The sequence below is a fragment of the Bythopirellula polymerisocia genome (assembly GCF_007860015.1).
Classification (GTDB): domain Bacteria; phylum Planctomycetota; class Planctomycetia; order Pirellulales; family Lacipirellulaceae; genus Bythopirellula; species Bythopirellula polymerisocia.
Genome location: NZ_SJPS01000006.1, coordinates 288,431 through 308,530 on the forward strand (window position 1 = coordinate 288,431; position 20,100 = coordinate 308,530).

The window sequence follows — 20,100 nt, forward strand, 5'->3', positions numbered from 1 at the left end:
CCAATAAATGCGGTGCCTGTTTGCAGGACCTCTAGTGAGGCTTGCGGCACATGAGCCAGACATTGGGCCCATTTTCCAACTGCAATTCGTGCTCCACCTGAAAATCGAATCTCTTGTAATACGAGAGATTCTCGGGCAAGGAGGTCTCCAGAGCCATCAATTTACCGGCCGCGTCGCAGTCTTCGAACTTGGATTCCAACAGGCGAGTAGCATGTCCTTGGCTACGCTGCTCTTCGGCCGTCGCGAGTGCCAACAAATACCAATAGGGCTGCTGAGGATGTCGCGCCGCGAGCGCAGTCAATCCTGCACGTATCTCGTGGATGCGTTTGCCGTGTGCCATTCGCATCGCAAGCGATTCGGCTAGTCGCTCCCAGCGCGATAGGGCAGGGGGGTGGGGTGGAGTCCAAACAGCCACGCATGCTAATTGGCCGCCCACATTTCGGCTCACTGAGACCGAACCCTGCGGTACACGTGGAGTTACCAGCCGACGAAAAAGTCGCTCACTTGCCTTGAGCCGCGTTCGATCGCTGGGGAACAACCAGCGTTGCAGAGGGTCATTGGCCAACTCTGCCGCTAATAGTCGCGCCAGAGCCGGAATCTCCTGACGGGTCATCCTGGTTTCATGCTCCAGGCAACGAACAGTTTCAAGTAATTTGGCAGACGCCACTAGTTCGGTACCTAAAGTTGCAAGGCAGGGGACCAAGTATCGATACCTTAAATTCTAGCTCACGGCCGAGCCCTGAATTTGGGCTTTTTGTCCTCTCACAGAAGTTGTCGGAGGCCTGCAGGACTGCTTATAATACTGGGTTAAGGCCCGGAGTCTGAACCGGGCAGTGCGGTTTTGGGTCCGCCATTAAATTTGACCCTCGGTCTATCCCTTTACATTTTGGAGCTAGAACGTGTTTGATTCGATCGCCATCGTTGGTGCCACTGGTGCCGTAGGCACTTTGATACGACAAATGTTGGAAGAGCGGAATTTTCCCTATGAGAAAATCACTTTCCTGGCATCCGAGCGATCTGCGGGCACAACAATCCATTTCAAAGGTGAAGAGCATACAGTCAAACTTCTGCGTCCAGAGGCTTTTGATGACATCGATCTAGCCATTGGTAGTACCCCCGATCCAGTGGCTGCCGAGTTCTGCCCCTGGGCTATTGAGAGGAACTGTATAGTCGTCGATGAGAGTGGCTATTGGCGGATGGATCCTAAGGTGCCGTTGGTGGTCCCTGAGATCAATCCCGATGCGGCGTTTAATCACGAAGGAATTATCGCCAGCCCAAATTGTTCGACCACGCAAATGGTGCTGGCCATGAAACCACTGCACGATGCGGGGACAATTCGTCGTGTGATCGTGAGTACCTACCAAGCCACCAGCGGAGCTGGCGTGCAAGGTCAAGCAGATCTCGTTGAAGGAAGTCGAGCCTTCCTGGATAATAAGGAACACAAATACCAGATATTTGCCCATCCAATTGCTTTCAATCTCATTCCTCAGATTGGCTCGGCCAAGCATGCCGGCTACACCAGCGAAGAGATGAAGATGGTGTACGAGACGCAGAAGATCTTCGGAGATGACTCGATCCAAGTCTGCCCAACCTGTGTGCGTGTACCAGTCGAGAACTGCCATAGTGAGAGCATCCTCGTCGAAACCGAGAAGAAGATCACCGCGGAAGAAGCCCGCGAATTGTTCGCAGCCACCCCAGGCATTAAAGTGATCGATAATCTGGCAGCCGGCGAGTATCCCATGCCCGCCGATTGCAGCGGCGATGACGCAGTGTTTATTGGTCGCATTCGCGAAGATTTGTCTAGTGAGAATGGCCTTGCTTTCTGGTGTGTTAGCGACAACCTGCGAAAAGGGGCTGCGACTAATGCGGTGCAGATCGCTGAATTGCTCGTGCGTTCGCACGCCGCTGTCTGATCTGACAATAGCATGATGCCGACGTTCAAACTCACCATCGGATTCGACGGTACAAAGTTTTCCGGCTGGCAGGTGCAACCCGATCGTCGCACGGTTCAAGGTGCCATACAGGATACGTGGCAGAAGATCACCGGCGAAGCGGTGCATGTAACTGCCAGCAGTCGTACCGATGCCGGGGTTCATGCGCTCGGACAGGTGGTGGGAGTCTCATCTGCGACTCACCTTGACGCCGAGCAACTCCATAGAGCATTGAACGCTTTATTGCCTGTGGACGTGATCGTCAAAGGGGTCGAAATGGTAACAAATGACTTCCATGCCACCTACAATGCCATCGGAAAGCGCTATCGCTATCGGATTTACAACTCACGATGTCGTCCACTCTTCGAGCGCGACATGGTTTGGCATGTGCCGCAAATGCTCGACACCGAAGCCATGCATCAAGCCGCACATGTGCTAGTTGGTACGCATGATTTCGCCAGCTTCCAATCGGCGGGTTCCGAGCGAGAGAGCACCGTTCGCACGATCTCGGCAATCGAGGTGCAGCGTGGCTCGGGAGAACAGGGAGCACTGGTAGAAGTCGACGTCGAGGGAAACGGTTTTCTTTACAATATGGTTCGTATTATTGTCGGATCTCTGGTCGAGATAGGAATGAGCCGACGCGACAAAGCTTGGCTCGCTGCAGCACTCAAGGCTTGCGATCGTCGGCAAGCCGGAAGAACGGCACCTCCCCAGGGGCTTTGCCTAATGCGAGTGGATTATTGAACGCGGGAAACACTCTTTCGCCGACACTCTGATATGACTAGACTGGCACTTTCAAGCAAGTATTTCGTCCACAACCTTCAACACCCCATATTGATCGCATGGCGTCTGCTGGTAAAGAATTTGTTGGTCCCTATAGGCTTTTCTATCTGATTCGAGCCGGAGCGATGTTCGAGATCTGGGCGGTGAAGCCGATAGGCAAAGACGAGCCTTTTGCTATGAAGTGGTTGCCACCAGGGCCGAAACATACACGCCAATCATCTGGCGAGTTGAAGCACGAGTATATGGTTGGCAAAACTCTAGATCATCCCTCCGTGATCAAGACACTCGATTTTGGCACGGGAAAAGACGGCACGTTTCTCATCATGGAATTGTTTAAGACTCCCAACCTCAAGCAGCAAATTCACGATGGAGTCGAGCAGCTCCATTGGAGATTGGAAGAGATACTTGCGGCGGCAGCACTCTCTGTTGAATACATGCACAAGCAGGGCTGGACCCATCGCGATATCAAGCCCGACAACTTTCTGGTAAACGATGAGAACGAGGTGCGACTAATCGACTTCACACTCGCTCGTAAGATTAAAAAAGGAATTTCCAAGCTGTTCGGCAACAAAGCACCGGTGCAGGGGACCTATAGCTACATGGCCCCCGAGCAGATTCGGGGTAAGGAAGTCGATGAGCGGGCCGACATTTATAGTTTTGGCTGCATGGTGTACGAACTGATGTGTGGCAAGCTTCCTTATACTGCCAGCAGTTCTTCAGAACTATTGAATAAGCATCTTAAGGCACGCCCCCAACCGATCTCAATGTTGCAAAAAAACGTTCAGCCCGAGTTTGCCAATTTGGTACATCGCATGCTCGAAAAAGACCCCAATGATCGTCCCGATACCCTGATGGAATTTTATCGCGAACTGAAGGCGGGACGTTGTTTCCACATAAAGCCAAAAAAGCCTGAAGAAAAGCCACCGGAAGATCACGACGACAACGTCTGATCGCGGTATAATCCAGCCATGCCAGGTTACGACTTCCGACTACCGTTTGAGCAACCCATTTTCGAGCTGCAAGAGCAGATCGAAACGCTCGAAGCAAACGAAACCACCTCGCCTGAACTGCGTGAGCGGATTCGTGAGCTGCGCAAACAACTCACCGAAACTACCAAGGCGATCTACAACCATCTCGACCCTTGGGAAACCGTGCAGGTTGCCCGTCACAAGGAACGTCCCAAGTTCACGGATTACCTTGATCTTGTCTTTGACGAGTTTGTCGAACTCCACGGCGACCGGTTTTTTGGTGACGATCGCGCACTCCGCGCGGGGTTTGCCAAATTGGACGAATACAAGGTCTTGGTCGTCGGCCACGAAAAGGGAAAAACGCTCAAAGAGCGAAACGAGTGCTATTTTGGCTGTGCCCATCCTGAGGGATATCGCAAGGCGATGCAGAAGATGGCCTTGGCCGCGAAATATGGCTTGCCAATTATTGCCATGATCGACACACCGGGGGCCTATCCAGGAATCGGTGCAGAGGAACGCGGCCAGGCGATGGTGATCGCCCAAAGCATGATGGAGATGTCGCGGTTCAAAACGCCCATCATTTGCGTTGTCATCGGAGAAGGGGGTTCCGGCGGGGCTCTCGGGATCGGCGTGGGAGACCGGGTTTCCATTTTGCAACACGCCTATTATTCGGTCATCAGCCCCGAGGGATGCGCTGGAATCTTGTGGAAAAGCCACAACTACGCCGAACAGGCGGCCCAGGCTCTGCGAATCACCTCCAAACACCTGAGCGAGATGGGTGTTGTCGACGACGTGATTGAGGAACCGTTGGGCGGAGCCCATCGCGACCACCACCAGATGGCGGGCCGGATGAAAGTTTATCTCCTCAAGACGCTCCGAGAACTCCTCCGGAAACCGACTGACGAATTGCTCGCCCAACGGTACGAAAAGTTCCGCCGCATCGGCCCGTATCTGGAAACTCAGCCCACGGGCTAGCCGTGCTTTTTAGATGCGTAAGCTTGCCTTATTTGAGTCGAGGCAGTGGGGGAGAAAGTCAATATTCTTGTCTGAAGTCACCTACGGCCAACGTCCGATAATCACTGTTATGTTCGTTTCTGGAGTTGTTTTCCCCGGGGAAAACGTAGGTTTGCAATTCTTATTTGCCCTTCTCACCTAGGGGCAACTGGGTTGACCACTCATCCAACATTATCTTTTTAGGCTTGGCGAAGGCAGATTCCATCTTGCGCGGCAACTCGAAGACAGATCCATCCCGATTGGCAAAATACAGGGTCGAGACAGAAGGTTTCCTTCCATGTCCATCCGTCCAAATAGCATAAAAATCAGGGTGAGCATCCACGGGACGACGAACGTAGTTGTGATTGAAGACACTGTTCTTCGTGAAGGTTCTTAGTTTTTCCCAAGTCTGGCCATGATCGTTAGATTCCCACTTGATGATCTCCCCACCTGGATTGAAAGGCTGTGGACCCGTACTCGTTGGTGCAATGATCTGCCAGATGTCATCTTTGCTCACCCAAATAGAGCCCATGTCGTAATTGTTGTCTGAATTCATGGCGGATCGAATTTCCCATTCAGTGCCGGTCCAGCGAGCAGTTTTCCAGGTCCGAGGATCGTTCTCGGGCCCCGACTGGTACCCTCCACTGGTTAGATACAGAATTACCGGCCTGTCCTGCGCGTCGTACTGAATGTCCTTCAAATAAACGTTCAGGCCCTCGGACTCATAGTCATGGACAAGTGCAGCGTTGCCCGACTCGCTCAACGGCAACTGCACATGATCTGCGGAGACCGATTGCCAAGTTTTCCCGAAATCAGGCGTCTCAAGATAATAAAGGTTGGTACGCCAATTGAGCCCTTTACCACGAGGATGATAATTGAACGCAGAACCAGCTTTCGCTTTACCAACGGCACTGATTTGATAGTGCCCTTCCTCGACCGCTGCAAGGCGTTGCACCGGATTCCACGAAGAGCCGTCCTTGCTGCTCATGAAACAAATTGTTCGAGCGCCAGGTGCCTGGTATTCAGTAAAGAAACAAGCGAAACCTTGATTTGGAGTGTGCCAAGCTTGCATGTACGAGAAGTTGGTGATTTCAAGCTCTTCATTAGCGTCCGCACGAGTAGCCCGCACACGTTCAAATTCATCAACTTCGAAGGGGCGCTTACTGCAGTGAATATAGGAAGGTCGGCTAGTCCCGTGCGACGTTGAGAAAATCCAAATATAACCGTCTTCATCGATCGATATTACAGGGTTATCATGCGCGTCACTCGTCCGCTTGTCTAACAGGATCGTTGGTCGGGGCACAGCCATCGTCTTGTGATCAAAATACGAAACCATATGTAACAGCTGTCGACTGTCATCTTCCTTTGATCCTCCGTAGCAGAAAAAAGTTTTCTCAGCTTCTGCACAGTAAACTGCAAATGGTTGGTGCTTTGCGCAGTAGGTTCCCATGCCACCGCTGTATTTGTAGATATATTGATCACCAGAAGGTTGGTTCATGTACCATATACCTCGATATCCATCAGCCTTTACGTTGAGTGTGATATTGGAATCGGAGTAAGTCGAAGATTGCGCAGAGATTTCTTGAGTTTGCAACCAAGAAATACAAGCAACAACAAGCACTAAATGGATTACCTCGCCGGGAAGCATCCACGATAGCAGGCGAAAAGAACAAATTCTGATCAAGAAGACATTGAACTGCATCAAGACATACTACGAACAAGTATCCTTCAAGAGAAGATAGGTGCTCAGGTTTCGCTAGGATCGATGGACTTCCTAGCAAGAATTCTGACGTACATCAGTATTGCTTGCCATTGCTGCCCGCGGCCTGTGAGTCTGGCGGCCACTTGGGCAAGGGCGTAGAAACGGGTTGCCCGATCGGACTGGATTCACTTTTGGGTGCCGAACCGGGCCACTCGGGGAATGCCGCCGAGGGCCAATTCGCCTGCACACCATGTTCTTGGTGGTTTTGCCGGCTGGGGTCGAGTTGCTCGTTAATCCGATGCAAATAAGGGCCGATTACGTCGTGGATCTCGGGGGGGACCACCGCGTCCGTTTTATCCAGCATCACAACGATATAGCGGCCAGTTTGTGACGCGAGAATTTGCTCTTTTTGCGGTTGAGGCAACAGTGAAACTGCGAAAAAGGTAATTGCTGTACATAGCAGCACACCCTTTGCAAATCCAAAGATCGCACCCATCTGGCGGTCAAAGGATTCTAGCTTCACCCTGTCGATCACTCCAGAAATGAAGCGGAACAGGCTCCAGATGACAAAGGAAGTGGCCATGTAGATCACGAGCATTGCCACGAATTTATTGAGTGGCGGCGGAGCGATTCCCTCAAATGTGGGGGCAAGCTGATCGGCAAACCGCAGCGCGATGAAATAACTCAGCACCAAAGATGCTAGCGAGGCAATCTGCCATGCCATGCCTTTCCACATTCCAAAGATCGTGGCGGCAATCAACACGACCAGCATCAATACGTCATATATCTGCATGAGTTTGGCTCTGCATAGGGGGGTAACGAGTCTTTTGGCTGCGGAAGTATATCGAGGGTTGGCGGTCTAACGAAGGGCAGTTAACAGAGAGTCCATGCTCGCTAAGCCACAGGTGACTGATAGCAATGCTAGCACTCGCGGTTTCTCTGGCAACGACCTGAGACTTCTCCTATTCTCTCGCCCTCGAAAGTTTCCTCCTCGAACCCCATATCATTCTATGGCTGGATTCAAGACACATATTACTACCAGCACAATGCTGGGCGTCGGCTACGGCGCGGTGGGTGCCTACTATGGACTGCCCTGGGAGTCCGCCATCATTGCTGGCGGGTTATGTGGAGTTGGTGGGATGCTCCCCGATATCGATAGCGACACCGGAGTCCCTTTCCGCGAGTCCATGTGTTTCGCCGCGGCCATCATCCCTGTGCTGCTATCAACGCGACTAGCTGAGCTAGGTTTAAACCACGAACAATACGTCCTTGCGGTGATGAGTTCCTATGTCTTCATTCGCTTTGGCGTCGGAAAACTGATCAAGAAATACACCGTCCATCGGGGAATGTTTCATAGTCTCCCGGCTGCTTTAACCTTTGCCGGGTTGGCATTTTTGTTTTGTGGTTCTGATAATCTCCAACTACGCTACTTCAAGGCCGCCGGCGTATTGCTAGGTGTCATGTCCCACCTGGTGCTCGATGAGATTTATTCCGTTGAGTGGACCGGTGGAAGATGGCGATTCAAGAAATCCTTCGGTACAGCAATGAAACTATGGGGACACAGCACATGGGGAAATATCTCGACCTACGCCAAGTTAATTCTCGTGTACACAATGATTCTCGGGGAACCGATGGTCATGGATCACTATGGCACGAACTACTCGATCGCGGTAGACCTCGACAGATGGCGACTAAGATCGGAAAGCGAGTTGGCCGGGACAAACAATCCAGTCCCTCTGCCGACTACAGGGATTATGCCGCAAGGATACGCGGTGCTTCCCCCCAATGGTGATCAGCCACAAACACCCGAGGTAGACCAGACCATCTACGACACGGCACGTCGGCTGTGGCGAAATATCGGCGGGGCAAAATAAGCACGTCATCAACTGTTGCCTGTCTCTCCGAGAAGGGTTCTTCAATCGGATTGGATTTCCATGACCAGAGGGATCTGGCTCAATAAACCAACAGATTCAACCCTCAGGTCTGGTCCGTGTCGATCCAAATTGTCACAGGTCCATCATTCACAAGTTCCACCTGCATGTGAGTTCGGAAGCGACCCATCGCGGTTGTGATCCCCTGCTCAACTAACCGAGCGATAAATTTCTCATACATCGCCTCGGCCATTTCCGGAGGTGCCGCCGAAATAAAACTTGGCCGCCTTCCCTTGCGACAATCGCCGTAGAGGGTGAATTGACTCACCACCAGAATTTGCCCTTCAATATCTGAGAGAGAGCAGTTCATCTTGCCGGCAGAGTCCTCGAAAATCCGCAAGCCCACAATCTTGTCGGCTAACCAGTTGAGTTCTGCATCGGTATCCGTGCCTGCGATCCCCAACAACACGAGCCCCCCCCTGCCGATTTCGCCCACTGTTTCAGATTCGACAACCACACGGGCACGGGAAACTCGTTGAATACAGGCTCTCATCTTTGACTTTCTGACTCGCCGGTCGCTTGTCGCGCAGAGTTACCGGTGCCATACTTCACCGCATGAATTCGAATGTGTTGCTCACCTATTATTGCCTGATAATTCTGTTGGTGTCTATTGCCGGTGGCATGATTCCTATCTGGGTGCGGCTAACGCATCGCTGGATGGAATGTGCTGTGAGCTTTGTAGCGGGAGTGATGCTGGGGATTGGGCTGTTGCATATGCTGCCCCACGCGCTCGATCAGGCGGCCAACTCAACCGTCCCCCTTTCGACTTCCAACATGCAAGTGATGCTGTGGCTTTTGGCCGGGTTGCTGGTGATGTTTTTCATTGAACGCTTTTTCTGTTTTCACCACCACGAAGTCGAAGACGGCGAAGTGAGTTGTCATCACGGTCCCGATGGCGACCATGATCACGGACACAATCTCTCCTGGAGTGGCGCGGCACTGGGGCTCACGCTCCACAGCGTGATCGAAGGAATCGCCTTGGCCGCTGGCGTGGCCCACGGGCATGAGACGGTAAGACTTGCCGGGCTCGGCACATTCCTGGTCATCGTTTTGCACAAGCCGTTCGATTCGATGACGATTGCAACCCTGATGGCCCATGGCGGCTGGTCACTCACCTGGCGACATGTTGTTAACGGACTGTTCTCGCTGGCGATTCCCCTGGGAATTCTCATCTTCCGCTTTGGGCTAATGGGCGAAGGAGACGGTGGTGAAACTCTGTCCCACGCGTTGGCCTTCGCTGCCGGAACCTTCCTCTGCATCGCGCTCAGCGACCTCTTGCCGGAACTACAATTCCACGACCACGATCGCGGTAAACTCTCGGCAGCACTTTTGCTGGGATTGGCACTTGCCTGGGGGATCAGTCAATTGGAAAGTACAACTCATTCGCACCCCCCTGCCCTGCCGAAAGAAACTCAGCAAGTTGTTTTGCAAATCTGAGAGCTGTTAGAAGGGCGAAGCTGAACAGCTGCACATTCCAGCTAAGGATGCTTTATAAATGAATGTTCGTGATCACAATAATCCTGGATTACAGGTATCAAACATTTACTTATAGGATCGACATGACCGACGTAAGCTAACGGATTGCTTTGGAGGCAAATGGACCATAATAGTTCGCTATAGGCATTACTCCTCTGGCAAATATCCTTTTAGTTGTTCAAAGTGGTGCTTACGACAAAAGATGCTATGCCGAGTTCTGAGGGCATCGCAGCCAGCCTTTCTGCATGCCTCGGGGCCAGTTTCCTCCTCCAAGGTTTGATACCAAATGAGATTCAATTGCTCGTGTGTGGCTTGAGGAGGAATAGAAAGCCAGTTTTCTCGGTTCTTTGCCCAAATGAGAAACGTCTTGATCATCTCATTCAGTTTTCGAGGACCGCCATATCCAACGAATTTCTTCCCCTCAACCTTGCATTCAAACCAGTCCTGTGACTCCTCATCTATACAAGAAACTGCTGAAAAAGACTCGTCTTCAAGTATTGTTCATTCCAGGTTTACTTTCAGGCACCAGCCAGGATTATCTATAGTGGTGATTTCGACACCGAGAGAATGCTCCCGAGACCCGTCACATTGAGCGTGATACCAACCTTGAAGTTCTTCGATAGGAACTTGATTAGACATGATTAGGTTGTGTTTTTGTGACGGGATTGATTCCTTCGTTTTAGCTCCCAGTCTGGATTAGCCAAACACGAGCGAAAAGTAAGTCGTTACCACAATCACCCCAACAAGATTCAAGACAAAACCCTCGCTCGCCATCTGGCGGACCGTAACACGCCCCGAGCTAAAAACCACTGCATTCGGAGCGGTTGCCACCGGTAGCATAAACGCAAAGCTGGCGGTCAGCGCCGCCGGGACCATGAGCAGCTTGGGGTCAATGCCCGTAGAGGATGCCGTCGCAGCCAAAATCGGCATCATCAGGCTCGCGATGGCGGTATTACTGGTCACCTCGGTCATAAAAGTAATCACCAGGCAGAGTAGCCCAATAAGCAAGGGAATTGGCAGAGTAGACAATGAAGCAAGTTGATCGCCAATCTCTTGGCTCAATCCCGACTTGGTAAATGCCTTTGCGATCACGATGCCGCTGCTAAAAAGCAACAAAACTCCCCAGGGGATCTTCACGGCAGTCGGCCAATCCAGAAGCTGCTCCCCTTTGCCGTTGGGAATCAGGAATAATGCTACGACTGCGAGCAAGGCGACACTGGCATCGTTGGCCCCGGGAAGATTTAAGAGTTCTTGCCAGCCGCCGAAGGGATCAGATCGTGTGATCCAAAAAAGGGCCGTAGCGGCAAAAACAGTGAGAGTACGTTTCTCCTCACTACGCCAATCTCCGACTGGAGGCAGTTCAATCCTGGTCGTCGATTCGATGCGACGTGTTAGCCACAACCAGATAATGGGAATCATCACCAGCACTACGGGCAGCGTCCAACTCATCCACTCGAGGAAGCTTATTTCTTCGCCAACCAGTGACTCATAGTTTTGCATGAAGATCAAGTTAGGGGGCGTGCCGATCGGAGTACCTATGCCACCGACACTCGCTGCATAGGCATATCCCAGTAGCAATGCCAAAGACAGCTTCTCATCTTGCACCTTTTCTATCACCGCCACTACGATCGGCAACAGCATCAGTGAGGTCGCCGCGTTGGAAATCCACATACTTAGCACTGCAGACGCCACCATGAATCCGAGTACCAGGCGACGCCCATTGTTCCCACCGAAGAGGGCGACCATTCCTAAAGCGATGCGGCGATGGGTTCCGCTCCGCTCCATTGCCGACGACAACATAAACCCACCAGTTAAGAGGAGGATCATCTCATTGCCATAGGCAGAACCAACCTCATTGGGCGTAAGAACCCCAACCAGTGGGAACATCGCCAGAGGAATCAGCGAAGTCGCGGGAATGGGGATCGGCTCAAAAATCCACCAGAGGGCCGTCAGCGCAGTAATGCTGGCCGTCCAAACGGCCGCAGGGGGCGAGCCTTGAAGATTGAGCACGCCTCCAAGCAAGATTGCCACGACTGGTCCGAGCCAGAGTCCCCAGAGTTTCATCATTTTCCTCACAAGGTGGATTTCTGCAATAGTCTAGCGTTGGCCGACCGATTGCAGAACCACAGTGAAGTGAAAAGTCTGGATAGCAAAGTTAGGAAAAGCCCAAGGTCCAATGTCTAATGACCAAAACATGAGCCAGCAAAACCCGAAAGATTTCTCATCGGTCATTGGTCATTAAGATTTCTTCCGCAGGGGCATCGTCTCCAGTGGCGATATCGATCTCACCCAGAATCGCCACTAGCTTGGTGTCAAACAATCCCCCCTTTTTTCCTTTCCTTGCATAACTCACGCGACAGGCAATTTTGGGTTCCACCCAAATAACATTGTCCATCTGGAGACGGACGAAGGGGTCAAAGGTCTTGTAAGTCGACAGTTGATCGCCCAGTGCCTTCAGTTCTCGAATTGGCAATTGAGGGACTACCTGGCCGACATGTTGCAGATGACCAAAATTCTCCCCAGCGAGGACCAGTAAATAGACGATTCCCGCTTCGTTCGCCCGGTAGCCGATGATCACACAGTCGTCTTCCTTCCGCTCGGTGGGTTTCTTTGCTGCCTTTTTATTTTTTCCTTCGTCGTCGCTCAAATTCTGGCTGCCACCCAGCTCCTCAACTGCTTCTTCGAGCGATTGATCTTTTCCGTTCCCTTTTTGAGCTTGCTCGGCAATCGCTCCCATCAGGTCTTGGTTCACTGGCTTGCCGAATCCCCAGTCCCAAAGTCTCTCGTAGGGAATTCCTCCGATCACTAGGACTGACATCAGCACTGCTACAATGCCGCTTATTGCCGTATGACAAATCCACTGTCGATCTGGCAGTTCATGGACTCGCAATGCCCAGGGTCGGAGTGGTCTAAGCAGGACGTCGAGTAACGCAACTTCACTGTCATCGCGAATAAGCAGAATAAACGCGACAAAGTGACAGATTGCGGCCGCAATTCCCCCAATCAAAAGTTGCACTAATGACCAACGAGTTCTCGCAATACTTCCTGCCTCAGTCAAATAGCGAGCAGCAATGCTCTCGGCGATCACCACCGTGACACAACCAATCATCACCCAAGCCCACTCGGGCATCCGGAAAGACTCGCTCTCTTCGCTTGCGAGTATTTGATCTGCGTCTGGGTCACTACTTGCCTCCCAGGATTGATCGATTTCCACAAACGAACCGATACTGGCATACCAACCACACTTGCGGCAGACCAGCGAGTCATTCGAATTGATTAAAGAATCACATTTTTCGCAGGTAGGCAGCGAAGGGTTGTCACTTGTTACTTCTTCAGAAATGACATCGATGAGAGAATCTTCTTCGCTGGGCAATTCGTCATGGCTCATGCAACTGACCTCTACTGAGTTCAAGCAAATGTTTTGATAAGTCAGCGATACTGCGCTGCTGGCATCTACACTAGAATAGGTCGTCAGAAGTTCTTAAAGAGACGGTTTATCAACTTAGAGTTGAAGCACCAAACGGTTTGTACCGCTTTTGGCGGTCATTCCAATTGACCTTGCCAAGGATTCGCGCATTGATTTGCTTATCGCGAACAAACACGCTGTTTGCATTTTTCGAGCGACAGGGGAAGGTGCTCCAGCCACTCCAGAATCCTCCAGTCGATCCAACGGATATCGGCATCGAGTCCCGGTTGCCCTAAAAAACCCAAGTGCCCACCGTGAGAGGTGACAATCGTTTCGACGGACGAACTGTGGGGGAAGTCGAATAGTGGGGCGAAAGGGACGACGGGGTCATCTTGGCTAAAGAGGATCGTCACAGGTTGACGGATCGCTTCGAGTTTAGGCCCGGGTTGCGTCTTGGCGTAGTACTCCTCAGCAGATGCGAACCCTCCGCTAGGCGCTACGACTAAATGGTCTATATCCCGCAATCGTTTAGGACGCTGGGGAATCGTTTTGGGTGCCGTTTCTGGGAATGCCTGCCAACGCCGTAATACTTGAGCCCAGATGTTCTTCACAAAGAACTTGTCGTAGGGGCGACCGAGGAAACTGCGAAAATGGCGTTCGATCGAAAAAAGGTCAATCGGCGGGCAGATCATCAAGGCCCGCTCAAAATTGCCGATGCGCATTTCACCTGCTTCGGCGAGCATGTTCAGGGCAAGCGTGCCACCCATTGAGAAGGCGATTAGAGTAGTCGGCGAATCCGTGTGCAACTCGGCGATGAAGTTCAGCACTGACGCGACATCTTCAGAACGACCACAGTGGTTTGGTTTGCGAGCGATCCCCTCCCCTGCCCCGCATCCACGCATGTCGAGGCGAAACACTCGGTAACCACGCGGTGTAAGTCTTTCGACCAAGCGGCACATGTAAGAACTGTCGTGCCCCCCCGAAAGTCCATGCAACAACAAGATGCTGGGGGCATTCTCAGAGTTTTCGAATGGCACATCTTCATGCAAAGCAAGTTGATCGCCATCCTCCAGCGGCACATGGTGCACCCGAGCAGCATAGGGGGCAGCTCGCTGAGGCCAGCGCAACCCGAAAACTGTTTGCATGTGCGCATTGGCCAGCAACGGATGCGGGCGGAATTTCCAAGTTTCGATGACTCGACTCATGAGAAATAAAGTAAATCGAAGGCAACTCTCTGGGAACCGCAATGTATCAAAAAATGTCACGATTGGTCAGTAAAATTTCTCTAACCGTACTATCTTCTCACCATCCTCCAGTTTTATCCCTATTGCCCGACTTTCTTGCCAGACTTCAGCAATCCTTGGAAACTAGCTTTTCATCGAGTCCGATAGCGACTTCACCCGAATTCTAATGGTTAGAGGCTGTCGTTCGTCCCTTGCACTTCGGAAACTCACCAGATGAAGCTAGCTCACACCGCCCCTCGCGTTGCCTTTGTCATCCAGTTGCAAACTCAAGGAACTGCTACCGACGTTGCCCGAATCCAGCATGTCGTGCACCTGTTCCGCGGACATCGGATCCCCTGCACATGGAGCGTCGCAGGCTGTTGCAGCCTGGAGTCGATTCAACATAAAGGAATTCTGCAATCGACGGACAATCTAGCACTTACGTTCGGCCACGAAAACAGTACAGCTCAGTCTTCCTCCGGCCTGTTCAGAGACACTCTGCGAAAACGGCTCGCTGCGATGCGAGCCTGTAGTGGCGCAGAGATACACTTGGTAGCTGGTGACCCAACTACTCTCCGATCCCATGCGGCTATCCTTGCAGAGCAAGGAATCCGTGCCGTGCTTTCAAGCTCTGAGCAGCAGTCTCTTTCGAGCAGCCACTCTCCCCTGCCCTGCGGGCTCTGGCAAATGAATTTCGGTGCCATGATCCCCAGACGCTCCTGGTTAGCCAGGTTCGTAGCTGGCAATCAGAGCGTGTTGCGACAGGTGACAAAACTCTCAGCTTTGGACCAACCTCTCTTAGTATCAATTGATGCCTCTGCGGTGGCACACACAAGTGCGCGGAGCCTGCAACAGCTCGACAAGCTCTTACAGTCGATCTCGCTCTGCGCAAGTCGACAGCAGGTGAATGTGGTCACTGTAGGTGAGATCGTAGTCGAGTTGAGTGCCGGCCGTGTGTCACGTCCTCAGCAGTCGATTCTTCGCGCGGCGTAGGATTGCTTAGTGGCACGCTGCGGAGAAGCCGAACCAACTTTATTGGCCGCCTTCGTGAACAGTTGTCGAGTTCGTGGCACGATAAATGCCAATTGCACGTATCTCCTCCTCACCATTTCGTGCTATAATCGCCACCTCGTCAGCGATTTCTTATCTTGCGAGGTGGCTCCGTGGATACTCTTCACGATGCGCGGCTGGTCGGACGCTTTCACTTCCTAGCGAAGGTGGCAAGTATTGCGGTCATTGCCCTTGGCTGTACTGTGCTCGTGGGCTGGGCTCTGGACATTGAGATCCTTAAAACGGTTTTCCCCGGGTTGGTGGCGATGAATCCGGGAGGGACGGCAATCGCGTTTCTACTTGGTGGGGCATCACTATGGCTGCTCAATGAAAGCAGCACTCGACAACGCCGCGTGGGCCAGGTACTCGCCGTCGGAGTTGTATTTCTCGCCGTTATGCGGTTTGGGGGGTACTGGCTTGATTGGGACGATGGGCCCGACCGTTGGCTCTTTTCTCAAGGCCTCGAAGCCTATGACACACCCAACCGAATGGCCCCCAACACAGCGGCCTGTTTTCTGTTATGCGGTCTGGCTCTGGTATTGCTCGACGTAAAGATTCACCAAAATGTTCGACCGTCTGAATACCTTGCTCTCGCAGCAGCCCTGATTGCGCTATTGGCCATAGTCGGCTACTCCTACAGTGCAGTTAGCCTGATTGGCGTCGAGTCGTTTATACCCATGGCACTTAATACGGCTGTGGGCTTCGCGATCTTGAGTACGGGAATCCACTGCGCGCGACCTTCCGAAGGGCTCATGGCAATTGTCAGCAGTCCAGGAGCCGGCGGCGTAATGGCGCGGCGGCTCCTGCCGGCAGCGGTTCTCATCCCTGCAACCATCGGTTGGGTTAGATGGTACGCCCAGCAACGAGGGTACTTCGATCAAGTGATGGGTCTATCGTTATTCGTCCTCACGAATATTATCATTTTTAGCTTTCTGATCTGGTGGAATTCTGCTTCCCTCAATCACACCGAAGCAAAGCGGATCCAGGCTGAACAACAAATCACGCAAAACGTCGAGCGGACCCGGCGGATCGTTGACACCGCCCATGATGCCTTTGTGGCTATGGACGCTGCTGGCCAGATCGTCGATTGGAACCCCCAAGCCGAGAAAGAGTTTGGCTGGTCACGCGAGGAAGTAATGGGCCAGCTGGTCGCAGACATTCTCGTCCCAGAAGAGTTCCGAACCAAGCATACTCAGGGTTTGGAACACTTTTTGGCCACGCAAGAAGGTCCCGTGCTGAATCAACGGATCGAACTCCCGGCCCTGCGGCGCAGTGGAGAACAGTTCCCGGTGGAGGTGACGATTACTGCGATCCCAGAGGGCGATAGATTCCTTTTCATGGGATTCTTACATGACATCACTGATCGCAAGCTAAGAGAGGCCGAATTGCTAGCGTCTCAAAAAGATGCCGAGGCGGCCAATCGATCAAAAAGCGAATTCCTGGCAAACATGAGCCACGAAATCCGTACGCCCATGAATGGCATCATCGGGATGACAGAACTCCTGCTCAATACGAAACTCACTCCTGAGCAGCGGGAATACCAAGAAATGGTCCAAAGCTCGGCTGACGCACTACTGATGCTGCTGAATGACATTCTCGACTTCTCGAAGATCGAGGCGGGAAAGCTGCAACTGGAATCGCTTCCCTTCGGTTTGCGCGACACATTGGGAGCGACGGTCCACTCTCTCGCGGCCCGAGCGGCAACCAAGGGGATCGAACTGGCTGCACGAATCGTTCCTGAAGTTCCAGACAATCTTGCTGGTGATCCAGGACGGCTACGGCAAGTGATTGTCAATCTAATTGGTAACGCTCTCAAGTTCACGGAAAAGGGCGAGGTTGTCGTGACGGTAACCTGCAAGGAAGTGACTGATGAACAGGCAACGTTGACTTTCGCCGTGCGGGACACCGGCATCGGCATCCCTCCAGAGCAGCGCGTCAAGATTTTTGATGCATTCACCCAGGCCGATGCCACAACTACCCGTCAATATGGTGGCACGGGATTAGGGTTGGCCATCTCAGCGCAGTTAGTGCAATTGATGGGGGGTCGCATCTGGGTCGAGAGTGAAGTGGGCAAGGGAAGCACCTTCCAGTTCACCGCTGAATTCGCCCGTAGGGAGAAATCGGTCGAAGAGAATCCTGCTGGGCTAGAAACGCTTTACAACCTGCCCGTCTTGGTGGTCGATGACAATCGCACCAATCGCATTATTTGTCAAGAAATGCTTGCCAATTGGGGGATGAAACCGACTACCGTCGAAAGTGGCGAGCTAGCCCTCGAAGAACTCAATCGTGCTCGCCTTGAGGGTCAGCCCTATAGACTTGCTTTGCTCGACGTGATGATGCCCCAAATGGATGGCTTCGAGTTGGTACGTCGCATTCGCCAACAAGCGGAACAGAATCGACTGACCATCTTAATGCTCTCGTCGGCCCAACGTCCCGAAGATTCCTCCAAGGCCAAGACACTCAATGTCGCTCGCTGCCTCAATAAACCCATTACCCAGTCCAACCTGCTCAACGGCATCGCCTCCGCGCTCGGTACTGCCCGCGCCGATAGCGAGCCGCATGACACGCTTTCTGCAAATCGTCCCAAGAGTTTTATTCCTCGCCGCATCTTATTGGCCGACGACGGTTTAGTGAATCGAAAGGTGGCAGTTGGATTGCTCGAAAAACGTGGACACCACGTAACCGCAGTCGTGAATGGCAAAGAAGCGGTAGAGGCCTGGGGTGCTGCTGAATTCGATATCATTTTGATGGACGTACAGATGCCAGAAATGGATGGCTTTGAAGCAACCGCGGCAATTCGCAAGCAGGAAGAACAGAATGGTGGCCACATTCCGATCATTGCAATCACTGCCCACGCGATGAAGGGTGACCGCGAAAGTTGTCTTGAAGCGGGGATGGACAATTACGTTTCCAAACCTTTTCGACCAATGGAACTCTTCGCGGCAATAGAAAAATTGTGCCCTGAAAATAAAGACGCCATCGATGGGGTAGTAGCCAAGTTAAACGAGAAAGATGAGCCACTTGTCGTTAGTTTAGAGACTCTCTCCCCTCCCTACGATCGTGATGCGGCCCTGGCGAATGTGGGGGGGAGTGATGCTTTTCTGAGAGAGATGGTAGAACTTTTCCTAGCGGAATGCCCCAAACAGTTGACCGAGATCGAGCAGGCTCGCGCCTCAGGCGAACAGGTTGCACTCACCCGTGCAGCACACACTTTCAAAGGCTCGGTGAGCATATTTGCCGCGGATAATGCCTCCGAGGCAGCCAAACGTATCGAAGAAATGAGTCGCGCTGGTGACTTGACGGACTATGATCAGGCTTGGAATGAATTACAACAACGAGCGGGAGAACTAGTCGCCGGACTCAAACAGGAGCTCCACTGATGAAAGTACTCATTGCCGAAGACAACCCACTCTGGCGTGGCATGCTCAAGCAAAATGTCGAGTCTTGGGGTCATGAGCCGGTGATGGCCGAAGACGGCACCCAGGCGTGGGACATTCTCCAGCAGGAAGACGCCCCGCGACTGGTGATACTCGATTGGCAGATGCCTGGCATGGACGGGATCGATGTCTGCCGCCAAGTGAAGCGTAATCCAAATCATCCGTTTACCTACGTCGTAATGCTCACCAGCCGTGATGCCCAAGAGGACATGGTCGCAGGACTCGACGCCGGGGCGGACGACTATCTCACGAAGCCGATCGATCCCAGTGTCTTGCGAAGTCGCATGGCAGCCGCCGAACGAATCGTGAAGCTTGTCCCCCCCAAGGAATGGACCGTACCCCGCATTGAGGGATACGACGTCAAACAATTGCTAGGAAAAGGAGTCTTTGCCACTGTCTGGGAGGCGGTGCGCATAGACACTGGGGAAACGGTGGCGTTGAAGGTCATCCGGGTCGACTTGGCTACCGATGATGTATTCGGGCGTTTTGCCAGAGAGATCGAATTGATGGAAAAACTCGACCACCCGAACATTGCCAAGATCTACGACAGCCAAATTAACAAGAAGCTCGGCTATTACGCGATGGAACTTATGAAAGGAGGCACGCTGGAGAAATATGTTCAAGATAAGAAACCGAAAGGGGCCGTCTTGATCTTCATGATCGCAAAGGTATGAGATGCCCTCGATCACGCCCATAAACAAGGGGTAATCCATCGCGACTTGAAACCCTCGAATATTATGATGACCGAGTATGATGAGCCAAAGCTCGTCGATTTTGGACTCGCGAGATCAATGTTCATGGCCAATGTTGAGGACTCCGCAATACAATCGATGGATGGCAGCGTGATCGGCACACCAATGTTCATGTCTCCCGAGCAAGCCCGTGGCGAAAACGACAAGCTCGATGGCCGGGCCGATATCTATGCCGTCGGCATCATCTTGTATGTCATGCTTGTCCGTAGACATCCGCATAAGGTCAACCACCAGGATCGTTGGGATACCATCCGCCAGATCGCCACGGGACAAGCACGCCCGCCGAGTGAAGTGAAGCCCAATTTTGACAAGCAACTCGAAGAAATCATCATGAAAGCGCTGGCTGACCAACCTGTGTTACGCTATCAAACCGCGGGGGCTCTTGCCAAAGACTTACGGAAGTTCCTCAAGCAACGCGTAATGGAAAAGCGCGAACACGCTGAATGAA

The 20,100-nt window shown here is 52.5% G+C and carries 15 protein-coding genes and 2 pseudogenes; 9 read left to right on the plus strand and 8 right to left on the minus strand.

Annotated elements, in window-relative coordinates:
• Positions 1–31: 31 nt before the first annotated feature.
• A complete protein-coding gene (locus Pla144_RS18790; protein WP_146452245.1) occupies positions 32–667 on the minus strand; it encodes a GNAT family N-acetyltransferase in 636 nt (211 codons plus the stop codon).
• A 232-nt stretch (positions 668–899) separates the two neighbouring features.
• On the opposite strand from Pla144_RS18790, the gene Pla144_RS18795 reads away from it, so the two are divergent.
• The 4 genes from Pla144_RS18795 to Pla144_RS18810 all read left to right on the plus strand — a co-directional run bounded on the left by Pla144_RS18795 (position 900) and on the right by Pla144_RS18810 (position 4,657).
• The gene (locus Pla144_RS18795; RefSeq protein ID WP_146452246.1) at positions 900–1,913 is read left to right on the plus strand and encodes an aspartate-semialdehyde dehydrogenase; all 1,014 of its coding nucleotides are present in this window, start codon (positions 900–902) and stop codon (positions 1,911–1,913) included.
• A 12-nt stretch (positions 1,914–1,925) separates the two neighbouring features.
• The gene (truA, locus tag Pla144_RS18800; protein ID WP_146452247.1) at positions 1,926–2,675 is read left to right on the plus strand and encodes a tRNA pseudouridine(38-40) synthase TruA; all 750 of its coding nucleotides are present in this window, start codon (positions 1,926–1,928) and stop codon (positions 2,673–2,675) included.
• A 164-nt stretch (positions 2,676–2,839) separates the two neighbouring features.
• On the plus strand, positions 2,840–3,664 hold the full coding sequence (locus Pla144_RS18805; protein ID WP_197530820.1) for a serine/threonine protein kinase: 825 nt from the start codon (positions 2,840–2,842) through the stop codon (positions 3,662–3,664).
• Between the two features lie 18 nt (positions 3,665–3,682).
• On the plus strand, positions 3,683–4,657 hold the full coding sequence (locus tag Pla144_RS18810) for an acetyl-CoA carboxylase carboxyltransferase subunit alpha (RefSeq protein WP_146452249.1): 975 nt from the start codon (positions 3,683–3,685) through the stop codon (positions 4,655–4,657).
• Positions 4,658–4,817: 160 nt separating this feature from the next.
• On the opposite strand, the gene Pla144_RS18815 is transcribed toward Pla144_RS18810, so the two are convergent.
• Positions 4,818–6,173, minus strand: a complete 1,356-nt coding sequence (locus tag Pla144_RS18815) for a BNR-4 repeat-containing protein (protein ID WP_231936441.1) — start codon at positions 6,171–6,173, stop codon at positions 4,818–4,820.
• Between the two features lie 298 nt (positions 6,174–6,471).
• Positions 6,472–7,170, minus strand: coding sequence for a CvpA family protein (locus Pla144_RS18820; RefSeq protein ID WP_146452250.1), 699 nt, complete (start codon positions 7,168–7,170; stop codon positions 6,472–6,474).
• A gap of 217 nt (positions 7,171–7,387) precedes the next feature.
• On the opposite strand from Pla144_RS18820, the gene Pla144_RS18825 reads away from it, so the two are divergent.
• A complete protein-coding gene (locus Pla144_RS18825; RefSeq protein WP_197530821.1) occupies positions 7,388–8,251 on the plus strand; it encodes a metal-dependent hydrolase in 864 nt (287 codons plus the stop codon).
• A 103-nt stretch (positions 8,252–8,354) separates the two neighbouring features.
• Here Pla144_RS18825 and dtd read toward each other — a convergent pair whose 3' ends face one another.
• A complete protein-coding gene (gene dtd / locus Pla144_RS18830; protein ID WP_146452252.1) occupies positions 8,355–8,801 on the minus strand; it encodes a D-aminoacyl-tRNA deacylase in 447 nt (148 codons plus the stop codon).
• 62 nt (positions 8,802–8,863) lie between these two features.
• Here dtd and Pla144_RS18835 point away from each other — a divergent pair, with 62 nt between their 5' ends.
• Complete coding sequence (locus Pla144_RS18835; protein WP_146452253.1) at positions 8,864–9,745, plus strand: ZIP family metal transporter; 882 nt, start codon at positions 8,864–8,866, stop codon at positions 9,743–9,745.
• 186 nt (positions 9,746–9,931) lie between these two features.
• On the opposite strand, the pseudogene Pla144_RS25610 reads toward Pla144_RS18835, so the two are convergent.
• From Pla144_RS25610 to Pla144_RS18860, 4 genes and pseudogenes are all read right to left on the minus strand, one after another.
• Positions 9,932–10,423: pseudogene (locus tag Pla144_RS25610) on the minus strand (immunity 53 family protein).
• Positions 10,424–10,480: 57 nt separating this feature from the next.
• Positions 10,481–11,851 (minus strand): SLC13 family permease, encoded by a 1,371-nt coding sequence (locus Pla144_RS18850; RefSeq protein WP_146452255.1) that lies wholly within the window; start codon positions 11,849–11,851, stop codon positions 10,481–10,483.
• Between the two features lie 154 nt (positions 11,852–12,005).
• A complete protein-coding gene (locus Pla144_RS18855; RefSeq protein WP_146452256.1) occupies positions 12,006–13,172 on the minus strand; it encodes a hypothetical protein in 1,167 nt (388 codons plus the stop codon).
• A 197-nt stretch (positions 13,173–13,369) separates the two neighbouring features.
• The gene (locus Pla144_RS18860) at positions 13,370–14,395 is read right to left on the minus strand and encodes a YheT family hydrolase (protein ID WP_146452257.1); all 1,026 of its coding nucleotides are present in this window, start codon (positions 14,393–14,395) and stop codon (positions 13,370–13,372) included.
• A gap of 252 nt (positions 14,396–14,647) precedes the next feature.
• Between Pla144_RS18860 and Pla144_RS18865 the strand changes: the two genes are divergently transcribed.
• From Pla144_RS18865 to Pla144_RS18875, 3 genes and pseudogenes are all read left to right on the plus strand, one after another.
• Positions 14,648–15,406 (plus strand): hypothetical protein, encoded by a 759-nt coding sequence (locus Pla144_RS18865; protein WP_146452258.1) that lies wholly within the window; start codon positions 14,648–14,650, stop codon positions 15,404–15,406.
• Positions 15,407–15,576: 170 nt separating this feature from the next.
• Positions 15,577–18,843, plus strand: coding sequence for a response regulator (locus Pla144_RS18870; protein WP_146452259.1), 3,267 nt, complete (start codon positions 15,577–15,579; stop codon positions 18,841–18,843).
• Positions 18,843–20,099 (plus strand): annotated as a pseudogene (locus Pla144_RS18875) (protein kinase domain-containing protein). Before Pla144_RS18870 ends, Pla144_RS18875 begins: the two are co-directional and overlap by 1 nt.
• Position 20,100: the final 1 nt, after the last annotated feature.